General features: G+C 63.2%; 21 protein-coding genes. 9 read left to right on the forward strand and 12 right to left on the reverse strand.

Translation table 11 applies throughout. The annotated features are described in order from the left end of the window. Window positions 1-113: 113 nt before the first annotated feature. Window positions 114-1,208 carry a hypothetical protein gene (locus tag K6T12_RS00640; RefSeq protein WP_222218414.1) on the reverse strand — a complete coding sequence of 365 codons (1,095 nt, stop codon included), beginning with the start codon at window positions 1,206-1,208 and terminating at the stop codon, window positions 114-116. 558 nt (window positions 1,209-1,766) lie between these two features. Here K6T12_RS00640 and K6T12_RS00645 point away from each other — a divergent pair. Continuing rightward, window positions 1,767-3,149, forward strand: coding sequence for a class II fumarate hydratase (locus K6T12_RS00645; RefSeq protein WP_222218415.1), 1,383 nt, complete (start codon window positions 1,767-1,769; stop codon window positions 3,147-3,149). A gap of 380 nt (window positions 3,150-3,529) precedes the next feature. Further along, a complete protein-coding gene (locus K6T12_RS00650; RefSeq protein WP_222218416.1) occupies window positions 3,530-4,342 on the forward strand; it encodes a class I SAM-dependent methyltransferase in 813 nt (270 codons plus the stop codon). Window positions 4,343-4,443: 101 nt separating this feature from the next. Here the strand turns inward: K6T12_RS00650 and K6T12_RS00655 are convergent, their stop codons facing one another. The 4 genes from K6T12_RS00655 to K6T12_RS00670 all read right to left on the reverse strand — a co-directional run bounded on the left by K6T12_RS00655 (window position 4,444) and on the right by K6T12_RS00670 (window position 10,654). Next, complete coding sequence (locus tag K6T12_RS00655) at window positions 4,444-4,953, reverse strand: gamma-glutamylcyclotransferase family protein (RefSeq protein WP_222218417.1); 510 nt, start codon at window positions 4,951-4,953, stop codon at window positions 4,444-4,446. Between the two features lie 86 nt (window positions 4,954-5,039). Next, window positions 5,040-7,070, reverse strand: a complete 2,031-nt coding sequence (locus tag K6T12_RS00660) for a flavohemoglobin expression-modulating QEGLA motif protein (RefSeq protein ID WP_222218418.1) — start codon at window positions 7,068-7,070, stop codon at window positions 5,040-5,042. Continuing rightward, window positions 7,054-8,091: a glutathione synthase gene (gene gshB / locus K6T12_RS00665; RefSeq protein ID WP_222218419.1), complete on the reverse strand. Its 1,038-nt coding sequence runs from the start codon at window positions 8,089-8,091 to the stop codon at window positions 7,054-7,056. Before gshB ends, K6T12_RS00660 begins: the two co-directional genes overlap by 17 nt. 217 nt (window positions 8,092-8,308) lie before the next feature. Then, entirely contained in the window at window positions 8,309-10,654 is a 2,346-nt protein-coding gene (locus tag K6T12_RS00670; protein WP_222218420.1) for a helicase-related protein, read from the reverse strand. Window positions 10,655-10,812: 158 nt separating this feature from the next. On the opposite strand from K6T12_RS00670, the gene K6T12_RS00675 reads away from it, so the two are divergent. Continuing rightward, window positions 10,813-10,983, forward strand: coding sequence for a DUF3012 domain-containing protein (locus tag K6T12_RS00675; RefSeq protein WP_222218422.1), 171 nt, complete (start codon window positions 10,813-10,815; stop codon window positions 10,981-10,983). A gap of 204 nt (window positions 10,984-11,187) precedes the next feature. On the opposite strand, the gene K6T12_RS00680 is transcribed toward K6T12_RS00675, so the two are convergent. The 3 genes from K6T12_RS00680 to K6T12_RS00690 form a co-directional block, all read right to left on the reverse strand. Then, entirely contained in the window at window positions 11,188-11,556 is a 369-nt protein-coding gene (locus tag K6T12_RS00680; RefSeq protein WP_222218424.1) for a glutaredoxin family protein, read from the reverse strand. A gap of 65 nt (window positions 11,557-11,621) precedes the next feature. Continuing rightward, the gene (locus tag K6T12_RS00685; RefSeq protein WP_222218426.1) at window positions 11,622-12,098 is read right to left on the reverse strand and encodes a DUF2947 domain-containing protein; all 477 of its coding nucleotides are present in this window, start codon (window positions 12,096-12,098) and stop codon (window positions 11,622-11,624) included. Window positions 12,099-12,156: 58 nt separating this feature from the next. Further along, window positions 12,157-12,924: a lipoate--protein ligase family protein gene (locus tag K6T12_RS00690; RefSeq protein WP_222218428.1), complete on the reverse strand. Its 768-nt coding sequence runs from the start codon at window positions 12,922-12,924 to the stop codon at window positions 12,157-12,159. A 107-nt stretch (window positions 12,925-13,031) separates the two neighbouring features. On the opposite strand from K6T12_RS00690, the gene K6T12_RS00695 reads away from it, so the two are divergent. From K6T12_RS00695 to K6T12_RS00710, 4 genes are all read left to right on the forward strand, one after another. After that, the gene (locus K6T12_RS00695) at window positions 13,032-13,400 is read left to right on the forward strand and encodes a SpoIIAA family protein (protein ID WP_222218430.1); all 369 of its coding nucleotides are present in this window, start codon (window positions 13,032-13,034) and stop codon (window positions 13,398-13,400) included. Continuing rightward, window positions 13,390-13,977 carry a DNA-J related domain-containing protein gene (locus K6T12_RS00700; RefSeq protein WP_222218432.1) on the forward strand — a complete coding sequence of 196 codons (588 nt, stop codon included), beginning with the start codon at window positions 13,390-13,392 and terminating at the stop codon, window positions 13,975-13,977. The genes K6T12_RS00695 and K6T12_RS00700 overlap by 11 nt, the downstream gene beginning before the upstream one ends. A gap of 33 nt (window positions 13,978-14,010) precedes the next feature. Next, window positions 14,011-15,291 (forward strand): CinA family nicotinamide mononucleotide deamidase-related protein, encoded by a 1,281-nt coding sequence (locus K6T12_RS00705; RefSeq protein WP_222218434.1) that lies wholly within the window; start codon window positions 14,011-14,013, stop codon window positions 15,289-15,291. A gap of 211 nt (window positions 15,292-15,502) precedes the next feature. Beyond that, a complete protein-coding gene (locus K6T12_RS00710) occupies window positions 15,503-15,835 on the forward strand; it encodes a hypothetical protein (protein WP_222218436.1) in 333 nt (110 codons plus the stop codon). A gap of 16 nt (window positions 15,836-15,851) precedes the next feature. Here the strand turns inward: K6T12_RS00710 and K6T12_RS00715 are convergent, their stop codons facing one another. From K6T12_RS00715 to K6T12_RS00730, 4 genes are read right to left on the reverse strand one after another with little or no spacing between them, the layout of a single operon-like run. After that, window positions 15,852-17,051, reverse strand: coding sequence for an ABC transporter permease (locus K6T12_RS00715; RefSeq protein ID WP_222218438.1), 1,200 nt, complete (start codon window positions 17,049-17,051; stop codon window positions 15,852-15,854). Beyond that, window positions 17,048-18,259, reverse strand: coding sequence for an ABC transporter permease (locus K6T12_RS00720; protein ID WP_222218440.1), 1,212 nt, complete (start codon window positions 18,257-18,259; stop codon window positions 17,048-17,050). The genes K6T12_RS00715 and K6T12_RS00720 overlap by 4 nt, the downstream gene beginning before the upstream one ends. Then, on the reverse strand, window positions 18,256-18,930 hold the full coding sequence (locus K6T12_RS00725) for an ABC transporter ATP-binding protein (RefSeq protein ID WP_222218442.1): 675 nt from the start codon (window positions 18,928-18,930) through the stop codon (window positions 18,256-18,258). Before K6T12_RS00725 ends, K6T12_RS00720 begins: the two co-directional genes overlap by 4 nt. Continuing rightward, window positions 18,923-20,050, reverse strand: coding sequence for an efflux RND transporter periplasmic adaptor subunit (locus K6T12_RS00730; protein ID WP_222218444.1), 1,128 nt, complete (start codon window positions 20,048-20,050; stop codon window positions 18,923-18,925). Before K6T12_RS00730 ends, K6T12_RS00725 begins: the two co-directional genes overlap by 8 nt. Window positions 20,051-20,246: 196 nt before the next feature. On the opposite strand from K6T12_RS00730, the gene K6T12_RS00735 reads away from it, so the two are divergent. Together K6T12_RS00735 and K6T12_RS00740 are read left to right on the forward strand one after the other, a co-directional pair. Further along, window positions 20,247-20,921 (forward strand): SOS response-associated peptidase, encoded by a 675-nt coding sequence (locus K6T12_RS00735; protein ID WP_222218446.1) that lies wholly within the window; start codon window positions 20,247-20,249, stop codon window positions 20,919-20,921. 128 nt (window positions 20,922-21,049) lie between these two features. Then, window positions 21,050-23,791 carry a cation-translocating P-type ATPase gene (locus K6T12_RS00740; RefSeq protein WP_222218448.1) on the forward strand — a complete coding sequence of 914 codons (2,742 nt, stop codon included), beginning with the start codon at window positions 21,050-21,052 and terminating at the stop codon, window positions 23,789-23,791. The last annotated feature ends 52 nt before the right edge of the window (window positions 23,792-23,843 follow it).

The raw sequence follows: 23,843 nt of genomic DNA on the forward strand, positions 1-23,843 counted from the left end.
GACCCGCTAAATCATCGCTGACCGGGCGGCCCCTGGCTGTCCCGGTACTAAAAAACCCCGCTTCTTCAAGCGGGGTTTTCTGTATCTGCAGTCCTGTAGTTCAAGCCCCCGGCTTAAACCGCCATGTCGACCTGCTGAACCGTACCCACCGAGCCGGACTCGGTCAGGTAGACACCGCTCTCGCGCACCCGCCCCTGCATCCGGTTATCACCATCCTTCAAATCGAACGGCGTCTGCGTGGAACCCAGATAGATAGCGCCCACATCCTTTTCCGCCAGCGTTTGCAGCCGGCCTTCGCCGTTCAGATGCGACCACAGCCGCAACTGCTCGAAGATGCTGTCGGCCTCGTCGATAAAGCCGTTGCCATCCTCATCGTACGCGGCCAGCTCGGCGAAGCCGTCGCCACTGGCAGCCCCGAACAGCTCGGCACCGTCATTGATCAGCCCATCCTCGTTAGTATCCAGCGCCAGCAGCGCGCTATCGGGGCCGAACAGATTGATCAGCTCCAGTTCACCGTCCAGATCCAGGTCGAACTGGAACTTCTCCTCGGTCAGTTCGGCGGCACTGCCGTTGAAGTTCAGTACCAGCGGATCCTTCAAACGAACCTGCTGACTGATCTCGAACTCACGACTGGCACTGTAACTGCGCTCCATGGTCATATCGAGGTTCAACTCGATCGACTGTCCGTCGGCGGTCTCCACCCGGCCACAGGCCGAGAAGCGGGTGCACTCGTACTCCTCGATACGCTCGCTGACTTTGACGCTGACCTCTATCACCCGTTCGCGCATCGGCAGCCCCGACTCCGAGCCCATCGGCTGCGATGGTGGCGATTCCAACTCGGCGATATCGCTGCCATCGATACCGGCAACCGCTATCTGCCGGCCGGTGAGCGCCTCCAGCAAGCTGTGAAACAACTTTGCACTGCCGCTCATCCAAGGCATTGCCGCCAACGGCTCCGTTTGCGGCTGGCCGGACTGCAGGCGGAAGCCTGTATCTGTCATGGCAAGAAAACCGGGGAACGGCTCCCGTAACGCCTGCTGCCGTAGCGCATCCAGGCGCGCCTCTTTCAGCGTCTGCAGGCTGTCGAACGCCGACGATTGTACCGCCTGCAACTCCATGCTGAACGCCTCCATTGAGCTCTGTTGCTCGTACAGTTCGCTTTTCTGATGCTCGGCACTGAACCGGATACTGCTCTGTTGAATGATCATGCTGTTCTCCTCTCAGCCAGATCCATTGCTTGCAGGGAGGGCTTTGTGATCACACAGCCACCCTCCTGTTCAATCGTTGCCACTTACCACTTCAAACCGCCGGGCGCTCCGCTACAGCCTGTTGCCCTGGGCCAGACTTACAACCACAGCGGCAATTCGTTGCCGCCGTAAAAGCTCGAATTACCGCTTTCTGTTTTCGTAAATATGCATTGGCGCTCTCAATCCATATATTGAGTTTCAAAAATCAATAATCGATTGATCATTCTTTAATCCAGCCAAACCCTGGCAGGCTCGGAAATCCCCAAGAAAAAACCAGACAGAGCCGTGCAAGACCCTTGCGCCGTATCGACAGCCGGAACTGCAGATCGTCCGGCAGGAGTTGCCGCTGTTTTGAAGAGGTAAGCAAAAGACGGGCCGAGCTAGATCTCCGCAACGCCCCTACACAGGCGGGCTACATTGAATACTGCATCAGACTAAAACTGCCGACCTTGGATGCACTGAAAAACCCACTGAATCTGATGTATCACTATGACAGCAGTTGCTGCTAAGGAGTCTGCAATGAGCACTTTCCGAACTGAAAAAGACAGCATGGGCGAACTGGAGGTACCGGCCGATGCCCTCTACGGCGCCCAGACCCAACGGGCGGTTAATAACTTCCCGATCAGCGGCCGCCCGATGCCGTCGGTGTTCATTCATGCCCTGGCGCTGATCAAGCAGGCTGCCGCCATCACCAACCGCGACCTCGGGCTGCTCGACGAAGCCCGTGCCGGCGCCATCATCCAGGCCGCCAAACAGGTCGCCGAAGGCGCCCATGCCGGCCAGTTCCCGGTCGATGTGTTCCAGACCGGCTCAGGCACCAGCTCCAACATGAACGTCAACGAGGTAATTGCCAAACTGGCTCACGATGCCAGCGGTCTGGAGATCGGCGCCAATGACCACGTCAACATGGGCCAGAGCTCCAACGATGTGATCCCCACCGCACTGCACTTGAGCGCCTCGCAGATCCTGGCCGGCCAGTTGCTACCGGCGCTGCACCACCTGCATGACAGCATCGAGCGGAAAATTGCCGAGGTCGGCGACCAGGTCAAAACCGGCCGCACCCACCTGATGGATGCGATGCCGGTCACCTTCCGTCAGTCGATGTCCGGCTGGAGCAACCAGATAAACATGGCAATACAGCGGCTTGGCGAGGTCCAGCCAAGGTTGCACCAGCTGGCCCAGGGCGGTACTGCGGTCGGCACCGGTATCAACGCCCACCCGGATTTCGCTGCCCGCTTCGCCGCCGAGCTGAGCGGTCTGACCGGACTGACGCTGGTACCGGCGGACAACTTCTTCAGCGCCCTGGCCAGCCAGGATACTGCCGTCGAACTGTCCGGCCAGCTGAAAACACTGGCGGTGGCATTGATGAAGATCGCCAACGATCTGCGCTGGATGAACAGCGGCCCGCTGGCCGGGGTCAGCGAGATCCACCTGGAAGCCCTGCAGCCGGGCTCATCGATTATGCCCGGCAAGGTCAACCCGGTGATCCCGGAGGCGACCATGATGGTGGCGGCCCAGGTGATCGGCAACGATGCGGCGATCACCACCGGCGGCCAGCACGGCAACTTCGAGCTGAACGTGATGCTGCCGATGATCGCCGACAACCTGCTTGAAAGCGAAACCCTGCTGGCCAACGCCTCGCGCCTGCTGGCCGACAAGGCGATCAGCAGCTTCACCGTCAACAGCGCCCACCTGAAAGCCTCACTGGCCCGCAACCCGATCCTGGTAACCGCGCTGAACCCGATCATCGGCTACCAGAAAGCGGCCGAGATCGCCAAGCAGGCCTACCACGAGTGCCGGCCGATCATTGCGGTCGCCGAGGAGAAAACCGACCTCAGCCGTGACGAGCTGGAACGGCTGCTCGACCCCACCAAGCTAACCGAAGGCGGTATCGCCGAATAACCGTTTGGCCCGCCCGGGGCCCTAACCGGCCCCGGGTGGGTTGCTTATCCATACAATCGGCGAATCCGCTGATTTTGGTATTTGGTTCTTCGCGCTGTCGCGGGAAGCCTTGACCCGCTGATTAATCTTCAAGCGCTAACTTTCAGGCGACACACCCCCCGCTCAGAGAGCATAACCGTCCGTCTGCGCCCGCCCTGTCGCGGTCAGAGCCCGCTGCTACGGGGCCTTAACTTCGCAACCCAAAAGCCCCGGGTAACAGGCTACATGCAAACTGAGCAATGGGCTTGGTAGCCACGACCAAAGGCGGCTTGCCTGGCAGCTTCCGAACAGGCAGATTAGGGGCTCGTTATACGGGAATCACCTGATCAGACGGAGCGCCGATGAACCAGCCGATCACCGACCATTACAGCCAGTCGCTGGCCCCCGAACAGATAATTGAGCAGCTGCAGCAGCATTACCCGGACGGACCCACGCTGTACCAGCTGGCGCCGGTCGATCAGCTGCATACCGGCGGCATCAAGGCCTCGGAGCGTCTATTAGAACGGCTCTACGGCCGACCCGGTTGCCGGGTGCTGGATATCGGCTCCGGACTGGGCGGGTTGATGCGGCTGGCGGCGGAGCGGATCCCCTGCCAGATGGTCGGTATCGATATCACCCACGATTTCAACACGCTAAACCGCCAGCTCAGCGGCCTGTACGATGCCAGCCGTGCCCAGCCGGCACTGACCGCCGACGCCCAGACCCTGCCCTTTGCCGATAGAAGTTTCGATGCCGTGCTGTTCCAGCACAGCCTGCTGAACATCCCGGACAAGCGGGCCACGCTGAATGAGTGTCGGCGGGTCCTGAAACCGAAAGGTCAGCTGATTCTGCACGAGTTGATCGAGGGGCCCGCCTACGACCAACTGCGCTACCCGGTGCCCTGGGCGCGCGGCGCGGGCCTGTCGCATCTGATGCGGGAAGCGGAGCTGAGAACGCTGATCGAGCAGGCCGGATTCCAGATCAACGTGCTGGAGGATTGGTCGGAGTTGGCGCAAAACTGGCGTAACCGGCAGCGTGAAAAGGAACAGCAGCCCAAGCAGGCACCGATCTCACCGGCCCTGGTGTTGGGGCCAGAATTCCAGCAGATGGCTGCCAATATCCTGCACAACCTGGAGATCGGCGCGATCCGGGTGGTGGAACTGGTCGCTCGTTGATTTTATGGCAGCCCATTGCCAGCAACATCAGTATGCCGAAACAGCCGCATCCTGGAAGCTCCTGCGCAAAACAGACTACGCGCAGCGCGCTACCTGCACTTTTAGCCATTATTGGAACTATTGGAATAAACCGACAACTCTTGGGCAGTACGCACCGGGTCGGGATCGATCCAGCTATCCAGCTGCTCCAGCTTCCCGATATAGTCCGCCGGCAAGCCGGCGCAACGGGCGCCATGCAGCACATGCCGCAGATACCAGTGGTACGGTTTCAGACTGCGATCGATATGGATCGCGAAGTAGGTAAAGGCGCTCTGCAGACGGCCGTCTTCGCGCTGCACCAGCACCTCCTTCAGGTCGTAGCCGAGCCCGAGCCCCTCAAACTGGTGCAACAGCTTCAGCTCCTCCGGATCTATATGGAACAACACCCCGTAGACCCGGTCGTCAGGCCGGCAGGTCAGGAAAGCATCGCACTTGGCAGAGCCATCCCTACCGCTTTTATGAAAATCCAGCCGATGCTGGTCGAGGCTGGCCATCCCCATCGGCTGGGCGCTCGGCACCCGCTGGCGCAGGCGCGGCACGCTCATATTGGAACCATACGCAAAGTACAGCATGGTTGCCCCTCCTCGCGGCGGCAATACGAGGAAGTGTAGCAACGCTGTGCCCGCGCAGCCTTTTCGCCCTGCTGCCGCCCCGCCGCTCAGGCCACCCGCTCGGCCAGCACGCCGGCCGCCGGTCGTTCCGTGCGGATGGAGTTGACCAGGTACTCGAGCACCGGCGCATTCGGCGCGGCACAGCTGCGCATGAACTCCGGCAGGAAGGCCGGCCGCTGCAGAATACCGCGCGAGATCATCTCGTCGATGATCGGCAGGAACTCGAAGCCGGTCTTGCCGATGAACAACGCGCTGATATCCTGGCTCTGGTGCAGCTGCAGCGCCTCGCGCAGTCCGCGCAGGTAGAGGTAATCCTTGGTGAAGCCGCCGCCACGGTGCACCCGGATCGCCATCTGGAAGGCGCTATCCGGCGACTGGCCATGTTCCTGCACCAGGAACTGCCAGGTCTTGCGGAAGTCGCCGTGGCGCAGCATCTGCTTCACCGCCAACACCCGCAATGCGAGCATCTTGAGCCGCTGCAGCGTCATGTTGCCGGACAGGTACTCGCTGAGAATCGCCAGCCCCTCCTGGCTCATGGTGTTGCTGGGCAGGCCCAGCGAAAACACCTTCAGCGGTTGTTGTACCGCATTCAGCGTGGTCACCATATGCACGCCCAGCTCATGATGGGCCAGCGCCTGTAGCTCGGTCCTGCCGACCTTGACGTCCTTGCGCACCAGCAAGCGCCGACGGGCGTTGTTGACCATCGCCTTGGCCACCAGCCGGTTGGAGGTTTCCACCCGGCAATCCAGCCCCCAGCGCTGGGCCTGCTCGCGGAAGTAGCCCACCATCTCGGCGGCGCCGTATTCCTGCGGCTCGCGCTCGTCCAGCGAGGGCGCATAGAGCAGGAACTGGGCGTTGGCGACATCCTGCTCGGAGGGCTCGCCATAATAGCGCAGCGAGTTGTAGATGAACCGGTCGCTGCCGATGCTGACCAGCAGGTCGATCTTCTCGGCAAAGTTATCGACCACCTTGCGATACAGCTGCTGGATGCCGGCGTCGCGGATCCGGTCCACCGGCAACCGGTACAGCTGCTCACGGAACAGGTAGGGGTCGATATTCAGCTGCCGGTAGCTGAACTGCGGCTGGTAGTGGCTGCGGCTGAAGAAGCGCCGCTTCTCCAGCAGGATATTGGTCGGGTTGATGTACTGCAGCGTCTCCACATCGCGAGCCAGCTTGTACAGCGCCCGGTCCACCTGGCTGATCGCCGGATCCAGCAGCGGCGCCAGCATATCCTGGCGGCGGCTGCGCAGGGTGCGCGTGTAACGGTGCGCGAAGTAGGAAGCGGTATCCACCAGCGCCTGCTTCATGCCGTCCTTCAGTTCATTGAGCACCAGCGGATAGGGTTCGCCGCTGAGCTCGTCCATGAACACCTTCTTGACCTCCACCGGCAGCACCAGGGTATTCTCGAAGCGGCTGTTAACGTGAGCGATCATGTAGCCACGTCCCCAGAACACCTTGTTGTACGCGCAATCGACCTGCACGTTGGGCAGGCGGATGCCGGCCAGCTGCTGTCCAAACCGCTTGACCACCCGCTCCCAGCGATCCATGTCGATCTGCTCGGTACCGATGTTGAAGGTCGGCGCGCCCTCGCCGATCCGCACATGGTTGTAGGAGTGCAGATCAAACACCAGGCAACTGCCGAAACGGTTCTGCAGTTGCTCGATCAGCGCATCGAGAATCCGGTAGAAGCGGCGATGCTTGTCATAACTACGGGCCAGCTGGGCGCTGGTCGGGCGCTTGTGCCAGACCTCCTTGCCCCAGGCGCGCTGGTATACCGCCCGCGACAGCGGCCGGTTCAGGTCGTACTCGTAGCGCGAATCATGCGACACCAGGGTGATCGGCATCGAGCCGATCAGCTCGCCGGTGTACGGATCCTCTTCGAAGTAGCGCTCCTGCTCGCTCAGCAGGCAGCGGGGCACCAGCTCCTCGCGCAACCGGCTGCCATCATGCACCGCGGTGCAGATATGGGGCACGTATTGCTCGATCTTCAGGGTCAGCGAGCCGTCATCCAGCGTCGCTTCGAAGCATTCGGCGTCGGCGATGCGGGCCAGCAGCTCCGTTTCAGATAGCGTCAGCATCTTCGATCACCTTGCGGAACTGGTTCTTGCGCTCGACGATCAGCTCCTTAGCGGCGATTACGTGCTCGACGAAATCGATCACCTTGGCCTGCAGCCGGGTGCGGTTCAACCGGTTGATACGGGTAATGCCGCCCGGCGACAGCACGTTCACCTCGATCAACTTGCCGTTGATCACGTCCAGACCGACGAAGTACAGTCCGTCACGCACCAGTTTCGGGCCGATATGACGGCACAGCGCCTTCTCTTCCTTGGTCAGCTGGTGCTTCACTTCACGACCGCCGGCATGGATGTTGGAACGCACATCGTTGGCCGCCGGCACCCGCCGCATCGCACCGATCGGTTCGCCGTTCAGCATCAGGATGCGAACGTCGCCGTGCTCGGCACCGTCGACATAGTCCTGCATGATCACGTAGTTGCTGTTCTCCCCTTCGCCGACGTAGAAATCGAGCAGCGAGCGAAAACTCTGCTGGGCGCTTTTCTCCACCACGATCACCCCCTGGCCGCCAAAGCCGTTCAGCGGTTTCATGATCATTTTCTCGGACTGCGACTCCATCAACACCCGCTCCAGGTACTCCTTGTTCTTGGAGACATGGGTACCGGGGATATAGCGGCTGGCTTCGCCGGAGAAGGAGGCGGTGTACAGCTTGTTGTTGGCGATCCGCAGGCCGTCGATATCGTTCATGATGAAGGTATCGGCGCGCACCGAATCGAGGAAGTTCAACGCCACCGTATCCAGCGGCGGGTTGGCGCGCATGATGATCGCGTCAAATCCCGCCAGCGGCAGTTTGGAGCGCTTGAACTGGGCGTTACGGTAGAACGACGGGATATTGCTGGTCAGCTTGTCCGACTTGCGCAGCACGTTGCAGAACGCGTGGGCCACCGTATCACGGATGGTCAGGCTGTTCGGGGTGGTGATCGCCACCGTATGACCACGGCTGGCCGCCTCGTGAATTAGACGCAGGGTCGAGTCGTTCTCCGGAGAGACACGCTCCCACGGATACATCAGGAAACAGATCTTCACCTGAATACTCCAACAGGCCCCACCGGCGGGGGCTTGGTTATCTAAAAAATATCGGTATTCGTTTCTGTGCGGTCAGTTGAAAGGCATCGGGACATGCCCCCGACCTGGGGAAGCACGGGACACAGAATTAATGGCGGCGATTGTCTTCGCAATCGTTGCCGCTGGCAATCGTTTTTTTCCTGATGATGGCGATTTTTGGCAGTTTTTCAGAGCTTTTTTAGCGGATATCGACCACCCGACTGGCTTTCTTGAAGCGCACCTTCCAGCCCGACCAGCCGGGCAGCTCCCAGCGTTTCGGATCGCTCTTGCGCAGGCCACCGATCTTTTCGGCGGTGACCACCCGGCGAGCCACGTCGTAATGGATCAGCAAAGCCATATCGCCGAGCGACAGCCGGCGTGGATACTTGCCATCGAAGGCCGCCCGCTGCCAGTCGGGAATACCCTCGAAGCGCAGATCATCCGGCTCGATCAGTTCGATATCTCCGCCCTGCTCCACACCTAGTCGTTCGAGCTGCGCCTGCAGCCAAGCCTGCGGTTCGGGCACCTCGCCGTCGGCTTCGCCGAGCGCCACGAACAGCGCCCAGGCAGCCAGGTCGTCCCGCAGCCGCTCACCAACGCCTGCCATCAGCCGGCCGGACAGGATCAGCTCGGCCAATGCCCGGCGCGCAAGCTCACCCTGCGGCTGCTCGAGCTCACTACCGATCAGCCGTCCGGCGTAGTGACGCTCGACCACCAGCCACAACTGCGCATCTTCCGGCTGCCACTGCACGTCACCCGGTCGGACGTCACCCAGTCCCGCCCGTACCATCTCGGCCAGGCTGACCGGCGCCATACAGGTGCCGATGGTCAGGGTCTGCCGGGTACCGCGTGAACCCGGCACGCTGTGCTCGTCGAACACCAGCGCCGCCTCGGCCTCATCGGCAAAGCGGGAATCGCGGCCCGGCTGCAGCTCGGCAAAGCCGTTGCCCATTGCGTCACGCCGCTTGGCCCGGCGAATAAAGACCCGTGCCGGATCGGCACGCATCGCGGCAAGCCGCCAGCGTTGAGCATCGAAATCCAGTTCATCCGGCAGTGCCGGCAGGTTCAGCTGACGGCGGATCTGAGCCGCCAGCTGGCGCGCCTCCTCTCGCAGCCGCGCATCCGTCGCCAGGCATTCCGGGGGCGTTTTACGCAGCAGCGCGATCAGGGTGCTGGCATCACAGCCCTGCGGCAGCCACTGCTGCAACTCGCGCCGCTCCTGCTCCCCCGTCGGCAGCCGGAACAGCCGCTGGCCGACGCTGAGCGCCGCCGCAAGGTCCACCATCGCGCCCCGACAGGCCTCATCGGGCATCAGGCTGATCAGGTGGGCAAATGCCGTGTCGATCGGCAGCGGAAACAGTGCCCGGCCGTGATCCGTGACCAGACCGTGCTGGTCGATCGCATTCATCTCGCGCAGCCGTGCTTCTGCGGTGGCCAACGACTTGGCCGGTAGCGGGTCGGCAAACGCCAGTTCGCTGGCCGAGTAGCCGCAACAGGCCGCCGCCAGTACCAGTTCAGTCAGTTCCTCACGCTGGATCTGTGGCGGGGTAACCTGTTCCAGTGGCGCATGCTCGCCCCACAGGCGGATGCAGCGCCCCGGCGCCAACCGCCCGGCCCGCCCCTTACGCTGCTCTGCACTGGCCTTCGAGATCGGCTGCAGGCTCAGCACCGTACGGCCGTTGCGCTGATGCGTGCGCCGCTCCAGTCCGCTATCCACCACCGCGGTGACGCCGGGAATGGTCAGTGAGGTTTCCGCCACATTGGTGGCCAGGATAATTCGACGCCGGTCTGCCCGGTTCAGTGCCCTGCGCTGACCGGCGGCATCGACGCCGGCGTGCAGCGGCAGCAGTTCGGCCGCCAGCCCCGCCAAAGCCGCCTGTGCCTGGGCGATCTCCCGTCGTCCCGGCAGGAACACCAGCAGGTCGCCGTCACTGTCAGCCAGCATTCGTTCCGCGGCGCCCCGTACCTGTTGACTGAGATTGTGCAGCGAGGGCATCTGGCGCGAATCAGCCGCCTGATGGCTGACTGAAACCGGGAAGTTGCGTCCCTCCGCCTCCAACAGATCCGCCTCGAGATAGTCCGCCAGTCGTTCTCCGGCCAGGGTCGCGGAGGTCAGTACCAGTCGATGGCGGTCCTGTGCTTTCAGCAGCGCCAGCAGCAGGTCGGTATCCCAGCGCCGCTCGTGAAACTCATCCAGCAGCACGGTCTGAAAACGCTCTAGCCGCCCTTCCACCAGCCAGCGTAACGCCACGCCGGGGGTGACAAACAACACCCGCGTCTGCTCGCTGCAGCGCTGCTCGAAGCGGATCGCATAGCCGACCTCCTCACCCAGCGCACTGCCTGCCAGCTCGGCAACATAAGCGGCCAAGGCGGTACAGGCGACCCGGCGCGGCTCGACCACCAGCACCGGCCCCAGTTGTCGCGCCCACAGCGGCAACCGGGTCGACTTGCCGGACCCGGTCGCGGCGCTGACCACCAGATGGCGCTTAGCCAGGCTGGACAAGAATTCGTGTTGCAGGCAATCGATGGGGAGTTGCGGGGACATGGTTTAACGCTGTGACGGTGATCGGGCTCCGGCGCATCATAACATGTCGGTTTCGTTACGTTTGCGCCCCGTTAAAGATCCGATTAAACAAACGTTTAGGTTATAATCCGCCGCTTCAGACAGAGCGGCCGCATGGCCAAGCAATGGAGACTGTGAGCATGAAAAAAATACTGCTGGCCATGGTGATGGTCGCTAGCACCTTGGCACTGGCCGGTTGCGGCCCGGAAGTGGGCAGCGAAGCCTGGTGTGCCGATCTGAAAGAGAAGCCGAAGGGCGATTGGTCCGCCAACGAGGCAGCCGAATACGCCAAGTCCTGCCTGTTCAAGTAATCCGGCAGCTTCGGTATTGCGTACCGCCGGCCTTAGGTTCCCTAAGGCCGGCGGACCCGCTCAACTCCGTCGATCGTCACCAGCCAACGAGGGCCCTCTCGATGGGGCGGTTGCCGGACAATAAAGTCGGTGTTGAACCACAGCAGGCAATACAACGAAAAACGGCGCCCCGAAGGACGCCGTTCAAAGAAACGCGGCAGAGAATCAGCTGGCGCCGACGAAACGGTTTTCCAGGTAGCGGACGATATCGCCGGACTCGTACATCCACTTCACCTCGCCCTCCTCTTCAATCCGCAGACAAGGCACCTTGACCCGGCCACCGCCCTGCATCAGTTCGTCACGGGCACGGGCATCTTTCTTGGCATCGCGGGTCTCGATGTTCAGGCCGTGGCGTTTCATCGCCCGACGGACCTTGACGCAGAACGGGCAAGCTTCGAACTGATACAGCGCCAGATTGGCGGTCGCTTGGTCGAGCTTGGCCTGCTCCTCGGCGGGACGTTTCGGCGAGCGCGGCGAGAAGATGAAGTTCAACAGCAGGATGATTCGACCCAGAATCCAACGGATAACAGCCATGGCTACCTCCATAGAGCTGACAGCATAGATGATTGGTGTGTTATAGCTTTTCGGTGGCCGACCTCTCAGGGCCGGCTGCCCACCCGTACCTGGCCGGTTTCGAAGAACTGGGCAACTTGCTTGCGCTTACGGCCGATCAGCAGCGGGCCGTCATCCATAAACAGGAAGTTCTTCCAGTTTCGGCGGAATACCGCCCAGGTGGTTTCAATGATGTGGTCGCTTTCGTAACAGAACCAGACAACAGTCTGATCGTCCCAGTCGAAATGCTCGGCAACGATCGCCGGCAGTTCCGGCTCGTCACTGTCCCAGGGGCCCTGCCAGTCGCCGGGCTCCTCCTGCCAGACATCGTTGCGCACTGCCCAGTCGCCGGTATCGAACTCACGCGGATGGTCGCAGTTCTGGCTGACCTGCAGCGCCCAGATCTGCTCGGCACGCTCCGCCGCCACCGGCTTGATGGCGGCCAGATCCTCGGCGCTGACCGGCAGATCCTTATGACGGAAGATCCAGCCTTTACGGTACTCATCGAGGGGGATGTATTTCATGGCTCACTCGGCATCGGTTCACATCAGCGCGCGACTATACCACTGCTTGAGCGCCAGTTCAGCCCTCGGCCAGTCTCCGGAAAGCCTGGCCGATCAATCGCCGCATCCGCAGGGTCAGCTCGCCGGGCGGTAACTCAAGCCGTCCGGCCAGTCGCTCGGCGATGCAGGTCGAGACCGCCGGATCGTATTGGCGCGGATCGCCGGCCAGCCGGTAGAAGCGGTTGACCTGCTCGGTGCCCCGTGCCGCATCACACTCGACCATCAGCATCGCCTGAGCCAGTACACCGCCGCTGATCCCCCGTTCGCGGGCCCGCGAGCCGACCAGCCGCTGCGCGGTGCCGGTCACTTTCAGGCCGTCCACCACCAGATTGTAACGGCCGTCGCAGTAGGCGCCGTCGACCGCGCCGTACTCGGCGTCCAGGCCCAGCTCGGCCAGCGCCAGCCGGATCGGCTCGCACAGCGCCTGGTAGATCAGCTCCAGATCGAAGTGGCTGTCCTGGTACTGCGGGAAGATCAGGCTGAAGTGCAGAATACCCGGCTCATGGGGCACCGTGGTGCCGCCGCTGTCACGCCCCAGCACCGGCCAGCCCTCGGCGGCCAGCCGCCGGCAGGCTTCGGCAAACTGCGGTAGCCGGGTTTCGCGACGGGTCGCCACCAGCGAACGGGGGTTCTCCCACAGCCGCGCCAACGGGCCACTCAGCCCAGCCGCCACCGCCCGGACCAGTTCGGTGTCCCGTTGCAATGCCCGTTGCGGATCCGCCGACAGCGGCTCATCCAGCAGTTGCCAGTTTCGATAGCGGCTAAACAGCCGATGCAGGCCGGTCATTCGGGACCTCCACATTTTCAGATGTGCTTGGCAACAGACTAGCCTGTCGGCAGTGCGGTACACTAGCCTCTCAATCAGGATTGATATGTAACCACGGGAACCGATCCATGCTGTACGTACTGCCGGAAACCGCCGGCGATATCGTGGTGGTACAGGCCACCGGCCAGTTGACCGCCGAAGACTACCAGAATGACTTCCTGCCGCTGCTCAATGAAAAGCTCGAGCAGTTCGGCGCGGTAAGGGTGCTGATCTACCTCGATCGCGACTTCACCGGCTGGACCGCCGGCGCCCTCTGGAAGGACGCCCGCTTCGGCCTGGCCCATCGCAACGATTTCAAACGTCTGGCGATCGTCGGCGATGCCCGCTGGCTGGACTGGGCTGCGCTGATCGGCGAGCAGCTGATCAGTGGCGAATGCCGTCACTTCGCTGAGCGGGAGTTCCTGCAGGCACTGCACTGGATCGACGGTGCCGAGTAACCACGACGATACCCGCAACCCGCTGCTGGCGGCGGTTGCCCGGCTGTTGAGCCGGCAACCGCAGGGCTGCAGCGAGTTTGAATTGATCAAGTCGCTGGAGCTGGCGGAGGAGTTCCCGCCGCTGGCGGACGAGCCGCGACTGGCGCTGTTCCAGAAACACTTTCTGGTGATGAATGCGCTCTACCGGCTACAGCAGAGCTTCTGGCAGCAGGACGGTCTGTTGCTAAGCATCAGCGCGTTGCGGATCGCGCTGGAGCCGGTCGTCGACTCGCCCGCCGGCAGCAGCCTGCCCGGCGACGGCGCTGAAGCGAAGCTGCGCGATTATTACCTGGACTGGGCCAACTACCAGGGTGCCAGCACCGAGTCGGTGGAGCAGTTGCTGAATGAGTTCTGGCGGCGTTACTGTAGCCCGGACAAACGACAGGCGGCGCTGGCGTGCCTGCAGCTGCCGGCCGATGCCGATACGCAGCAGATCAAGCAGCAGTACCGCCGGCTGGCGGCGCAGCACCATCCCGACAAGGGGGGCGACGCGGCACTCTTTATAGAGCTGCGCGAGGCCTACGAGATGCTGCGCTGACAAGACGCATAACAACGAGCAAGGAAACAAGCGATGAAGATTGAACTGCTGCTGACCGGCAACGAACTGATGAATGGCGATGTGATCGACTCCAACTCGTCGATGATCGCCCAGCGCCTGCAGCAGCTCGGCATCGATATCCACCGCAAGGTAACGGTCGGCGACCATCTCGATCAGCTGGTCGAGGAGATGGAGCGGCTGTCGCGCTCCGCCGACCTGCTGCTGGTCAACGGCGGTCTCGGCCCGACCCGCGACGACCTGACTGCCGAAGCGCTGGCCCGCACGCTGGGGGTCGAGCTGGTCGAGCACCCGGACGCGATGGCCCACCTGACCGACTGGTGTGCCCGGCGCGGCGCCACATTGAACGCCGCCAACCTGAAGCAGGCACTGCTGCCGGCCGGCGTGCAGGTGGTGCCCAACCCGCGCGGGTCGGCGGTCGGTTTCCGTACCCGCCACAACGACTGCGACATCATCTGCACCCCGGGGGTACCGAGTGAACTGCGGGAGATGCTCAATCAAACCATTCTGCCGGAGATCGCCGGCCGGGTCGATGACGACCAAGCCAACCTGCTGAGCCGCTTCCACTGCTTCGGCCAGGGCGAATCCAGCCTGCAGCAGTGGATCAGCAACAAGCTGCCGGACTGGCCGGAGGAGCTGGAGCTGGGCTTCCGCGCCGGCGCACCGACCCTGGAGGTCAAAGTGCAGGGCCCGGCCCGGCTGGCCGACCTGCACGGCGAATACGTCGCCAAACTGCGCGAATTGATCGGCGATTACGTGGTGGCCGAAGATCGCGACAGCCTGGCCGGCAACCTGATCGCCCTGCTGAAAAGCCAGGGTAAGACGCTGACCTGCGCCGAATCCTGCACCGGCGGCCTGATCGCCTCGATGCTGACCGCCGAAGCCGGCGCCTCGGCGGTGTTCGAAGCCGGCTTCGTCACCTACTCCAACGCCATCAAGCAGCAGCTGCTGGGGGTCAGTGCGCAAGCGCTGACCGAATTTGGCGCGGTCAGCGACGCGGTGGTGCGGCAGATGGCCGAGGGCGCGTTGCGGGTCAGCGGTGCCGACTACACCATCGCGGTGTCCGGCATCGCCGGACCGGATGGCGGCAGCGCCGAGAAGCCGGTCGGTACCGTCTGGCTGGCCTGGGGCGATAGCGAGCGGATCGACAGCGCCTGCCTGTACTACCCATACGCCCGCAAGCTGTTTCAGACCATGGTGGCCGGTGCCGGGCTGGACCTGATCCGGCGCCGCGCCGCCGGCATCAGCAGCGAACCCCGCTACCTGCAGGAGCGCCGTCCGCCCGCGACACGTTAACCCGTCAACCCGCCAGCCGGGTGAACAGATGTTCGCCCGGCAAATTCTTACAAGGCTGCTACACTGGTATGACAGGCGCGCTTCAGGGGGCGCTGGCCAGCTCTTTAGACCTTTTCCGCTCAAGCCAGCCGCGGCAAGGACCGCTTTCTTAGCGCCTTTCGTATGAGTAATTCTTACTTTCCCGCCACCGCAATACGTGGATAATAACCTGATGTTCAGCAATCGCCCGACAAAAGCTCAGCTGCGCCATGAGCATGAGCAACAGATCAAAGAGTTTCTTGCCCACGGCGGCAAGATTCAGCAGGTGAAGATGGGCGCCACCGGCCTGGTCGATGGCAAGTACAATACCCGCAATATCCAGATCAATCCCGCCAAACAGCAGCGCACGCCGATTCCGGAAGTGGTCGCGGCAATCGATTCCCGTCGTGGCAGTCGCAGCAAAAACCGCCCGAAACCGGTCACGTCCAGGCATCATCAACGACGCCAGAAGGTGATCTACGACGACTTCGGCGAACCGTTGCGCACCGTCTGGGTCGACGAATAATCGTTAACGCCCACCGCTACCCCTGGTAACGCAACGCCTCGATAGGATTCAGCGAAGCAGCCCGTTGTGCCGGCCGGACGCCGGCCAGGGCGCCGATCAGCGTCGACAGCCCCAACGCCAGCAACACCACCCCGGGCGTCAGGCTTAACGGCAGCGCCGGCCACAACAGATGCACCAGGCCGATCAACATCGACGTCAACAGCACGCCGATAAGTCCACCCACCAGTGCCAGGGCCACCGCTTCGGCCAGGAACAGGTTGCGAATCTGGCCGGCACTGAACCCCAGCGCCCGCAGCAGACCGATCTCACCCGTCCGTTCGGTGGTGGTGATCAGCATGATACTCAGAATACCGACCGCCCCGACCAGCAACGAGATCGCCCCAAGCCCCCCTGCTGCGTATTTGACCATCCGTAAGATTTTGTCGAGGGTACTGAGTACTTCGTCCTGGGTGATCAGGGTGAAATCCTCGACCCGGTGCCGGGCGATCAGCACCCGCCGGATCCGCTCGCTGATTTCGGCCACCGGCAGGTTGGCGGCGTACACCACATCCAACTCCATCAGACTATCCCGGTTGAACAGCTGCAGCCCCCGTGCCACCGGAATATAGACGGTGTCGTCCAGGTCGGTGCCCATAAACTGGCCCTTCGACCTCAACACGCCAGCCACCCGGTAGCGACTGCCGCCAATGCCCAGATACTGGCCCAGCGCCGGCCCCTCGCCAAACAGCTCCTGGCGCACCCGGCTGCCGAGCACCACAAAGGCGCGCGGGTTTTCCAGCGGGTCGTCCGGCAGGAAGCGCCCTTGTGCCACCTGTAGCCGCCATACCTGCTGAGCTTCCGCGGTAATACCGGCCACGTTGGCGTAGCGGGCCCGACCGCCGTGGGTCAGCCGGGCGGTGCCAAACACCACCGGCAGTACCTGACGGACCCCGGCCACCTGCCGCAATGCATGGCTGTCCTGCAGCGACAGCGGCCGCAAGGTATTGAGGATACCGCCGATACCGAAAGTTTCCGTCTTGCCCGGGGTGATCGCCACGATATGGCTGCCGAACTGGGTAAATTCGCTCATGATGTAATTGCGCAGCCCCTCACCCAACGCGCTCAGCAGGCAGACCGCGCTGATACCGATCGTCATGCCGAGCAGGGTCAGCAGCGAGCGGGTCCGCTGGGCCAGCAACGCCCGGCTGAGCCAGCGCAGACTATCGAGAAAACTCATCGCGGCTCTCCCCGCATGGCCCTTACCGGATCCAAACCTGCTGCCTTATTGGCCGGGTACCATGAAAACAACAGGCCACAGCCGATGGCGATCAGTGCTGCCGCCAGCTCCGCCCACCAGGGCGCCGCCAGCGGGAAGTCGGGAAACAGCCGCAGGGCAAGCGCCACCACCGCCTCGCCGACGGCGATGCCGATCAACGTACCGACCGCCGCAAGCATCAGGGCTTCACCGATAAACAGCTGGCGCACCGCTGCGCCGCTGGCGCCCAACGCCTTCAACAGGCCGATCTCGGCACGCCGCTGACTGACTGAGATCAGGCTGATATTCATGATCAGCACCCCGGCCACGATCAGGCTGATCGAGGCGATAGCGGCGACCGCCGCAGTCAGCGTGGTAAGGATCTCGTTGAAGGCACTGAGCACCGAGTCCTGGCTGATCAGGGTGACGTCGTCCTCCCCTTCGTGACGCCGGCGGATGGTCTGGCGTACCCGATCCTTGATCAGTTCCTGCGAGACCTGCGGTTTCATCTCCAGCAGGACCCGAAACAGGCCGGGCGAGTTGAACAGCGCCTCCGCCGAACGCAGCGGAATGATCGCCATATCACGCATATCCAGCCCCAGCGACTCGCCACGCTCGGCCAGCACACCGACCACCCGGTAGCGGTAGTCGCCGATGCGCAGCCACTGGTTGATCGGGTTGGCATTGCCGAACAGTTCCCGCTTCAGGCGGGCCCCCAACACGCAGACCGGCGCTGCCAGGCTGGCGGCATCGGCCGGCAGCCCCTGGCCCAGCGACAGGCTGAGCCGCCGGACAGGGAAGAAATCGGCGTTGGTGCCGATGGTGATCACATCACGGGCGAAACTGCGGTAGCTGACCCGGCCAGTGCCGGCGATGATCGGTGCGAAACGGCTGATACCGGGTAACTGCCCCAGTGCCTCGGCATCGGCGATGGTCAGGTCGCGCGGCGTGGTGCCGTAGATCGGCGGCGCACCGCCGGTGGTCTCTGTGCGACCCGGCAGCACGATCAGCAACTGGTTGCCGAGCGAGCTGAACTCCTGCTCGACATAGCGGCGGGCCCCCTCGCCAAGGCTGGTCAGCATGATCACCGAAGCGACACCGACCGTAATCGACAGCAGCAACAGGCCGGTGCGCAGCCGGTGGCGACGTAGCAGTTGCAGGTTGAAGTGAAGCTGATCGACCAGTTTCATAAGGTTGTGTCGCTGACAATGCGGCCATCGACCATCTGCAATCGGCGCCGGGCACGGTCGGATAGCGTCGGGTCGTGGGTTACCAGTAGCAGCGTCATGCCATCCCGGTTGAGCGCCTCCAGCAGCTCGATCACCTCCCGACCGGACTTCTGATCGAGATTGCCGGTCGGCTCGTCGGCCAGCAACAGAGCCGGCTGCAATACGATCGCCCGGGCGATCGCCACCCGCTGCATCTGGCCGCCGGACAGCTGGTTGGGCCGCTGGCCGGCCTGTTTAGCAAGACCGACCTGTGCCAGCACCCGGTCCACCCGCTGGCGGCGTTCCGCACGGGACCGCTCCGCCAGCAACAGCGGCAGTTCGATATTCTCGTAGCAGCTCAGCCGGGGGATAAGGTGGAAAGCCTGGAAGATGAAACCGATATGGGCGCGGCGCAACGCGGCGCGCTGCTCCTCCGTCAGTTGTTCGGTGGCCTGGCCATTGAGCAGGTAGCGGCCCTGATCCGGCCGGTCAAGCAGGCCGACCATATTCAACAGCGTCGACTTGCCGGAGCCGGACGGCCCGGTGATGGCGATATACTCGCCGGCCTCGATCGACAGGTCGACTTGATCGAGGGCGTGTAGTGGTTTGCCGCCTAGCAGGTAGGTCTTGTCCAGCTGTTGTAATTCAATCATCGGGAACCACCCGGGCGCCCGCCCGTACCTCCTCCCGGCCCAGCGAGGTCACCACCCGGTCGCCCGGCTGCAAGCCGTCCAGTACCTCGGTATAACGCCAGTTACTGATCCCCGGCTTGATCGTTCGACGTTCAAGCGCCTCGCCCGCTTGGTATAGCAGTACCGAATCCTGCTCAAGTACGGCCTCGGTCGGCACCCGCAACGTTTCCGGGTGGCTCTGCAACACGATCTCGACATCGGCACTGTAACCGGCAAACAGCGGGATCGAAGGGACCGAAGCGAACTCTACCTCAACCGCGACGGTACGGGCCTGCTTCTCCAGATCGAGCACATAGGGCGCGATACGGCGTAACCGGCCGGGGAAACTACGCTCCGGATAAGCATCGAAACTGATCCGCACCGGCAGGCCGACCTTCAACAGGCCGGCGTCCACCTCGTCGATCGGCGCCTCCACGTAATGGCAGTCGTCGGTCAGCAGGTCGATCGCCGGCGGCGTGGCGACACCCGGCGGCGACGGTGTGGCGTACTCGCCCACCTCGCCCTTCACTTCGGCGACGATACCGGCAAAGGGTGCCCGCAAGCGGGTTTTCTCCAGTTCCGCCTGCACCACCCCGATCGCCGCCTCGGCTTCGCGGCGACGCGCCTCGGCCGCCGCGCAGGAGGTGGTGGCCGCTGCCGCCTCCGAACGGGCCTGATCGACCGATTCGTCCGACGCCAGCCGCTTATCCGCCAGTCGGCGCTGCCGTTCAGCCTCCCGACGCAGGTTGCTGGCGCGGATACAGACCACCTGATGCTCCAGGCCGGCGGTTTCCGCCGCCAGCCGCGCCTGCAGTTGCCGGGCCAGCAGATCCTCGTTCCACAGGGTCATCAATACCGTATCGGCCTCGACATGATCGCCCTCATGCACCGCCAGGTTGGCGATCTGGCCGCCGATCGGCAGCGACAGCTTGGCCCGCTGGCAGGCTTGTACGGTGCCGGCCCGGGTGTTGGCCACGGTACTCTCCACCAAACCGCGTTCCACCGACACGACGCTGACCCGCACCGGCTCCGGACGGGTTAGCCACCAGAACAGGCCTGCCGGCACCGCCAACAGGATAATCCATAGCGTCCATCGGGCCATGCGCCACTCGCCTCCTGTCCGATGCTGATAACCGACGGGTAGATCTTTATCAGTGTAATCGGTGCCCATAGGTTTGCCGGCTAACCATCAGCGATCTGCCAACAGCCTGTCGGTGTTGACTGAACGCCAGTAGAGCAGCACTCAGTCCGACCGGCTGCTAGGCTTTAAGCGCCTGCCCGGTACGAGGAAATGCAGCATGTGCGGCCGCTACAACATCATCGACGACCCGTTCGTTCGGGAGTTGTTGAAAGCCCTGAAGGTAAAAGGACGGCTAGAGACCCGCTACAACATCGCCCCGACTGAGATGGTGCCGGTAGTCCGCCAGTGCAATCACAGCCGTGAGCTTTGCACCATGCGTTGGTGGCTGGTGCCCGGCTGGGCCGAGCAGCCGGACACCCGCTACTCGATGTTCAACGCCCGCGCCGAAACCCTGACCGAGAGCCCGGCGTTCCGCCACCCGTTCAAGTCCCAACGCTGCATCCTGCCGGCCAGCAGTTTTATCGAATGGCATCCGGACGATGGCGGCAAGCAACCCTACGAGATCAGCGGCTGCGACGGCGCACTGGCCTTCGCCGGCCTCTGGGACAGCTGGGGCGAAGGCGAGGAAGCGTTCGACTCCTGCACGCTGATCACCAGCGACGCGGCGCCGGCATTACGCCATATCCATAACCGTCAACCGGCGATGCTGCCGGCAGATTGCTTCGACCGCTGGCTCGACCCGGCCCTAGAGGGTCGCGACCTGCTGCCGTTGTTGCTGCCGGGGTTGCCGGGCGATCTGCGGGTCCGGCCGGTCGACCGGGCGATCAACAACAGCCATAACAAGCGCCCGCCGCAGGCCACCGGCACGAGCGAGATACTGTCAGAACAATAGCGGCCGGCCTGCGGCAACAGAGCAACAGTCGGCCGAACACAGCGTTGATGGCGGTCAGTGTTCTGTCATCGTGCTGGGCTACAGTAATCAGCAGATAAGCACCATTCGCCATCATCAGGAGCACACCGATGAGCGGACCCGATTGCGCTGCCACCGGCCTGCCGGAAAATCTCCATGCCCAGGAGGCCGAAGCGGTCTTTGCCGCGCTGGATAGCAGCGAGCATGGCTTGTCCCCGGAGGCGGTGGCCGAACGGCAGGCCCGCCACGGCGCCAACGCCCTGCCCAGCGCACCGCCGACACCCGGCTGGAAACGGCTGCTGCGCCAGTTTCACAATGTGCTGATCTACGTGTTGCTGGCCAGCGCACTGGTCAGCCTGCTGCTGCAGCACTACGTCGACAGCGGGGTGATCTTTGCCGTGGTGGTGATCAATGCGCTGGTCGGCTTCATCCAGGAGGGCAAGGCCGAGGCGGCGTTGCGCGCGATCCTGTCGATGGCTCGAACCCACTGCATGGTGGTGCGCGACGGCGCATTGATCAGCATCGACAGCACCGAGCTGGTGCCGGGCGATATCGTCTTCCTGCAGGCCGGCGACCGGGTACCGGCCGACCTGCGGCTGTTCTACTGCAAGGACCTGCGTTGCGACGAGTCGGCACTTACCGGCGAATCCCAGCCGGTCGGCAAGCGAACCGACCGGTTGGCAGCTGAGATCCCCCTCGCCGAGCGCAAGAACATGGCCTATATGGGCACGCTGACCACCTACGGCACCGCGCGCGGCATCGTCTGCGGCACCGGCCTCAATACCGAGATCGGCACCATCAGCGAATTGGTACAGCGTGCCCGGCTGCCGGAAACGCCGCTGCAGAAGCAACTGAAGCGGTTCGCCCACCAACTCTGCATCGGCATCCTGATGCTGTCGCTAGCATCGATGCTGTTCGGCATCCTGTTACACGACTACCGAATCGACGAGATGTTCCAGGCGGCGATCGGTATCGCAGTGGCGTCCATCCCCGAGGGGCTGCCGGCAATCGTCACCATCGCGCTGGCAATTGGGGTGCAGCGGATGGCCCGCAACCGAGCTCTGGTTCGCCGGCTGCCCAGCGTCGAGGTGCTGGGCTCGATCGATGTGATCTGCTCCGACAAGACCGGCACCCTGACCACCAACGCCATGACCGCGCGGGAGCTGGTCAACAGCGCCGGCCATTACAGCATCAGCGGCGAAGGCTACCGGCCGGCAGGCGGGTTCCGAGATCGGCACAGCCAGGCGTTGGTGGAGCCGAGTCAGGACAGCCTGTTGAACCGCAGCTGCCTGATCGCCCTGCTGTGCAACGACGCCAACCTGACCGAGAGCAATGACGACTGGGAACTGCATGGCGACCCCACCGAGGGTGCCCTGCTGGTGCTGGCGATGAAACATGGCCTCAGTCTCGACGCCTGTAAACGCGCTTGGCCACGGATCGATGAACTGCCATTCGAAACCGAGCGACGTTACATGGCCACCCTGCATCACGACGCCGAGGGGCACCGGTTGCTGGCGGTTAAGGGGGCTCCCGACCGGATTTTGCAATACTGCGAACGGCAGTTGACCGACAACGGCAGCGAACCGCTGAACGCCGATTACTGGCAGCAGACGCTGCATGAATTGGCTGCCCGGGGGATGCGGGTGATGGCGCTGGCTGAAAAAACGGTCCCCGACAGGGTAACCGCGCTGAGCCATGGTATCGTCGAAAACGGGCTGACCCTGGTCGCCCTGGTCGGTATCAGCGATCCGCCGCGCGCCGAGGCGATCGACAGCATCCGTCAGTGCCACGCCGCCGGCATCACCGTCAAGATGATTACCGGCGACAACCCGGTCACCGCTTCGGCGATCGGTAGCGAGCTGGGGTTGAACGCCGGGCGGGTGCTGAGCGGTAGCGAGCTGGACCGGCTGAACCCCGCCGAACTCAACCAGGCGGTCGAGCAGGTCGACCTGTTCGCCCGCACCAGCCCGGCCAACAAATTGCAGCTGGTCAACGCCCTGCAGCAAACCGGTCATGTGGTGGCGATGACCGGCGACGGGGTCAACGACGCGCCGGCGCTGCGCCAGGCGAATATCGGCGTAGCGATGGGCAAGAAAGGTACCGACGCCGCCAAGGAGGCCTCCGATATCGTGCTGACCGACGATAATTTCAGCACCATCGCCAAAGCGGTTATCGAGGGCCGTACCGTCTATGACAATATCGTCAAATCGATCATGTTTATCCTGCCCACCAACGTGGCCCAGGCCTCGGTGATCATCGCCGCGATCATCGGTGGCCGGATGCTGCCGATCACCCCGGCCCAGATCCTGTGGGTCAACATGGTGACCGCGGTCACCCTGGCTCTGGCACTGGCCTTCGAACCCCCAGAACCGAACATCATGCAGCGGCCGCCCCGGCCCCGCGACCAGGGGCTGATCACCCCGCCGCTGCTGAGCCGGATGTTACTGGTCGGGTTGACCACGGCAGCCATCGTGTTCTGGCTGTTCACCCACTACCGCAACGGCGGCGCCGGTATAGAGCAGGCCCGGACAGTGGCGGTGAACGCGCTGGTGATGATCGAAGCGGTCTATCTGCTGAACTGCCGATTGCTCAGCCGTACCATCTTCACCACGGCGATCTTCCGCGGTGCCTGGCCGTCGCTGCTGGCGATCGCCGGGGTACTGCTGCTCCAGCTGGGATATACCTATCTGCCCGTTTCACAAAGGATTTTCGGTCTAGCGGGGCTCGGTCCGCTGGACTGGCTGCTGATAGTGACGGTGGCGCTGCCGATCCTGCTGCTGGTCGAGCTGGAGAAATTGCTGTGGCGGTTGGTGGGTGATAACCGTAAGGCCAAATCGGCTGAGGCCCGATAAGGGCCTCAGCCAAGCTCCGGACCGGAGCTCAGGCTACCGGCTACGACACTGG

Source organism: Marinobacterium arenosum, from assembly GCF_019795155.1.
GTDB classification, from domain to species: Bacteria; Pseudomonadota; Gammaproteobacteria; order Pseudomonadales; family Balneatricaceae; genus Marinobacterium_C; species Marinobacterium_C arenosum.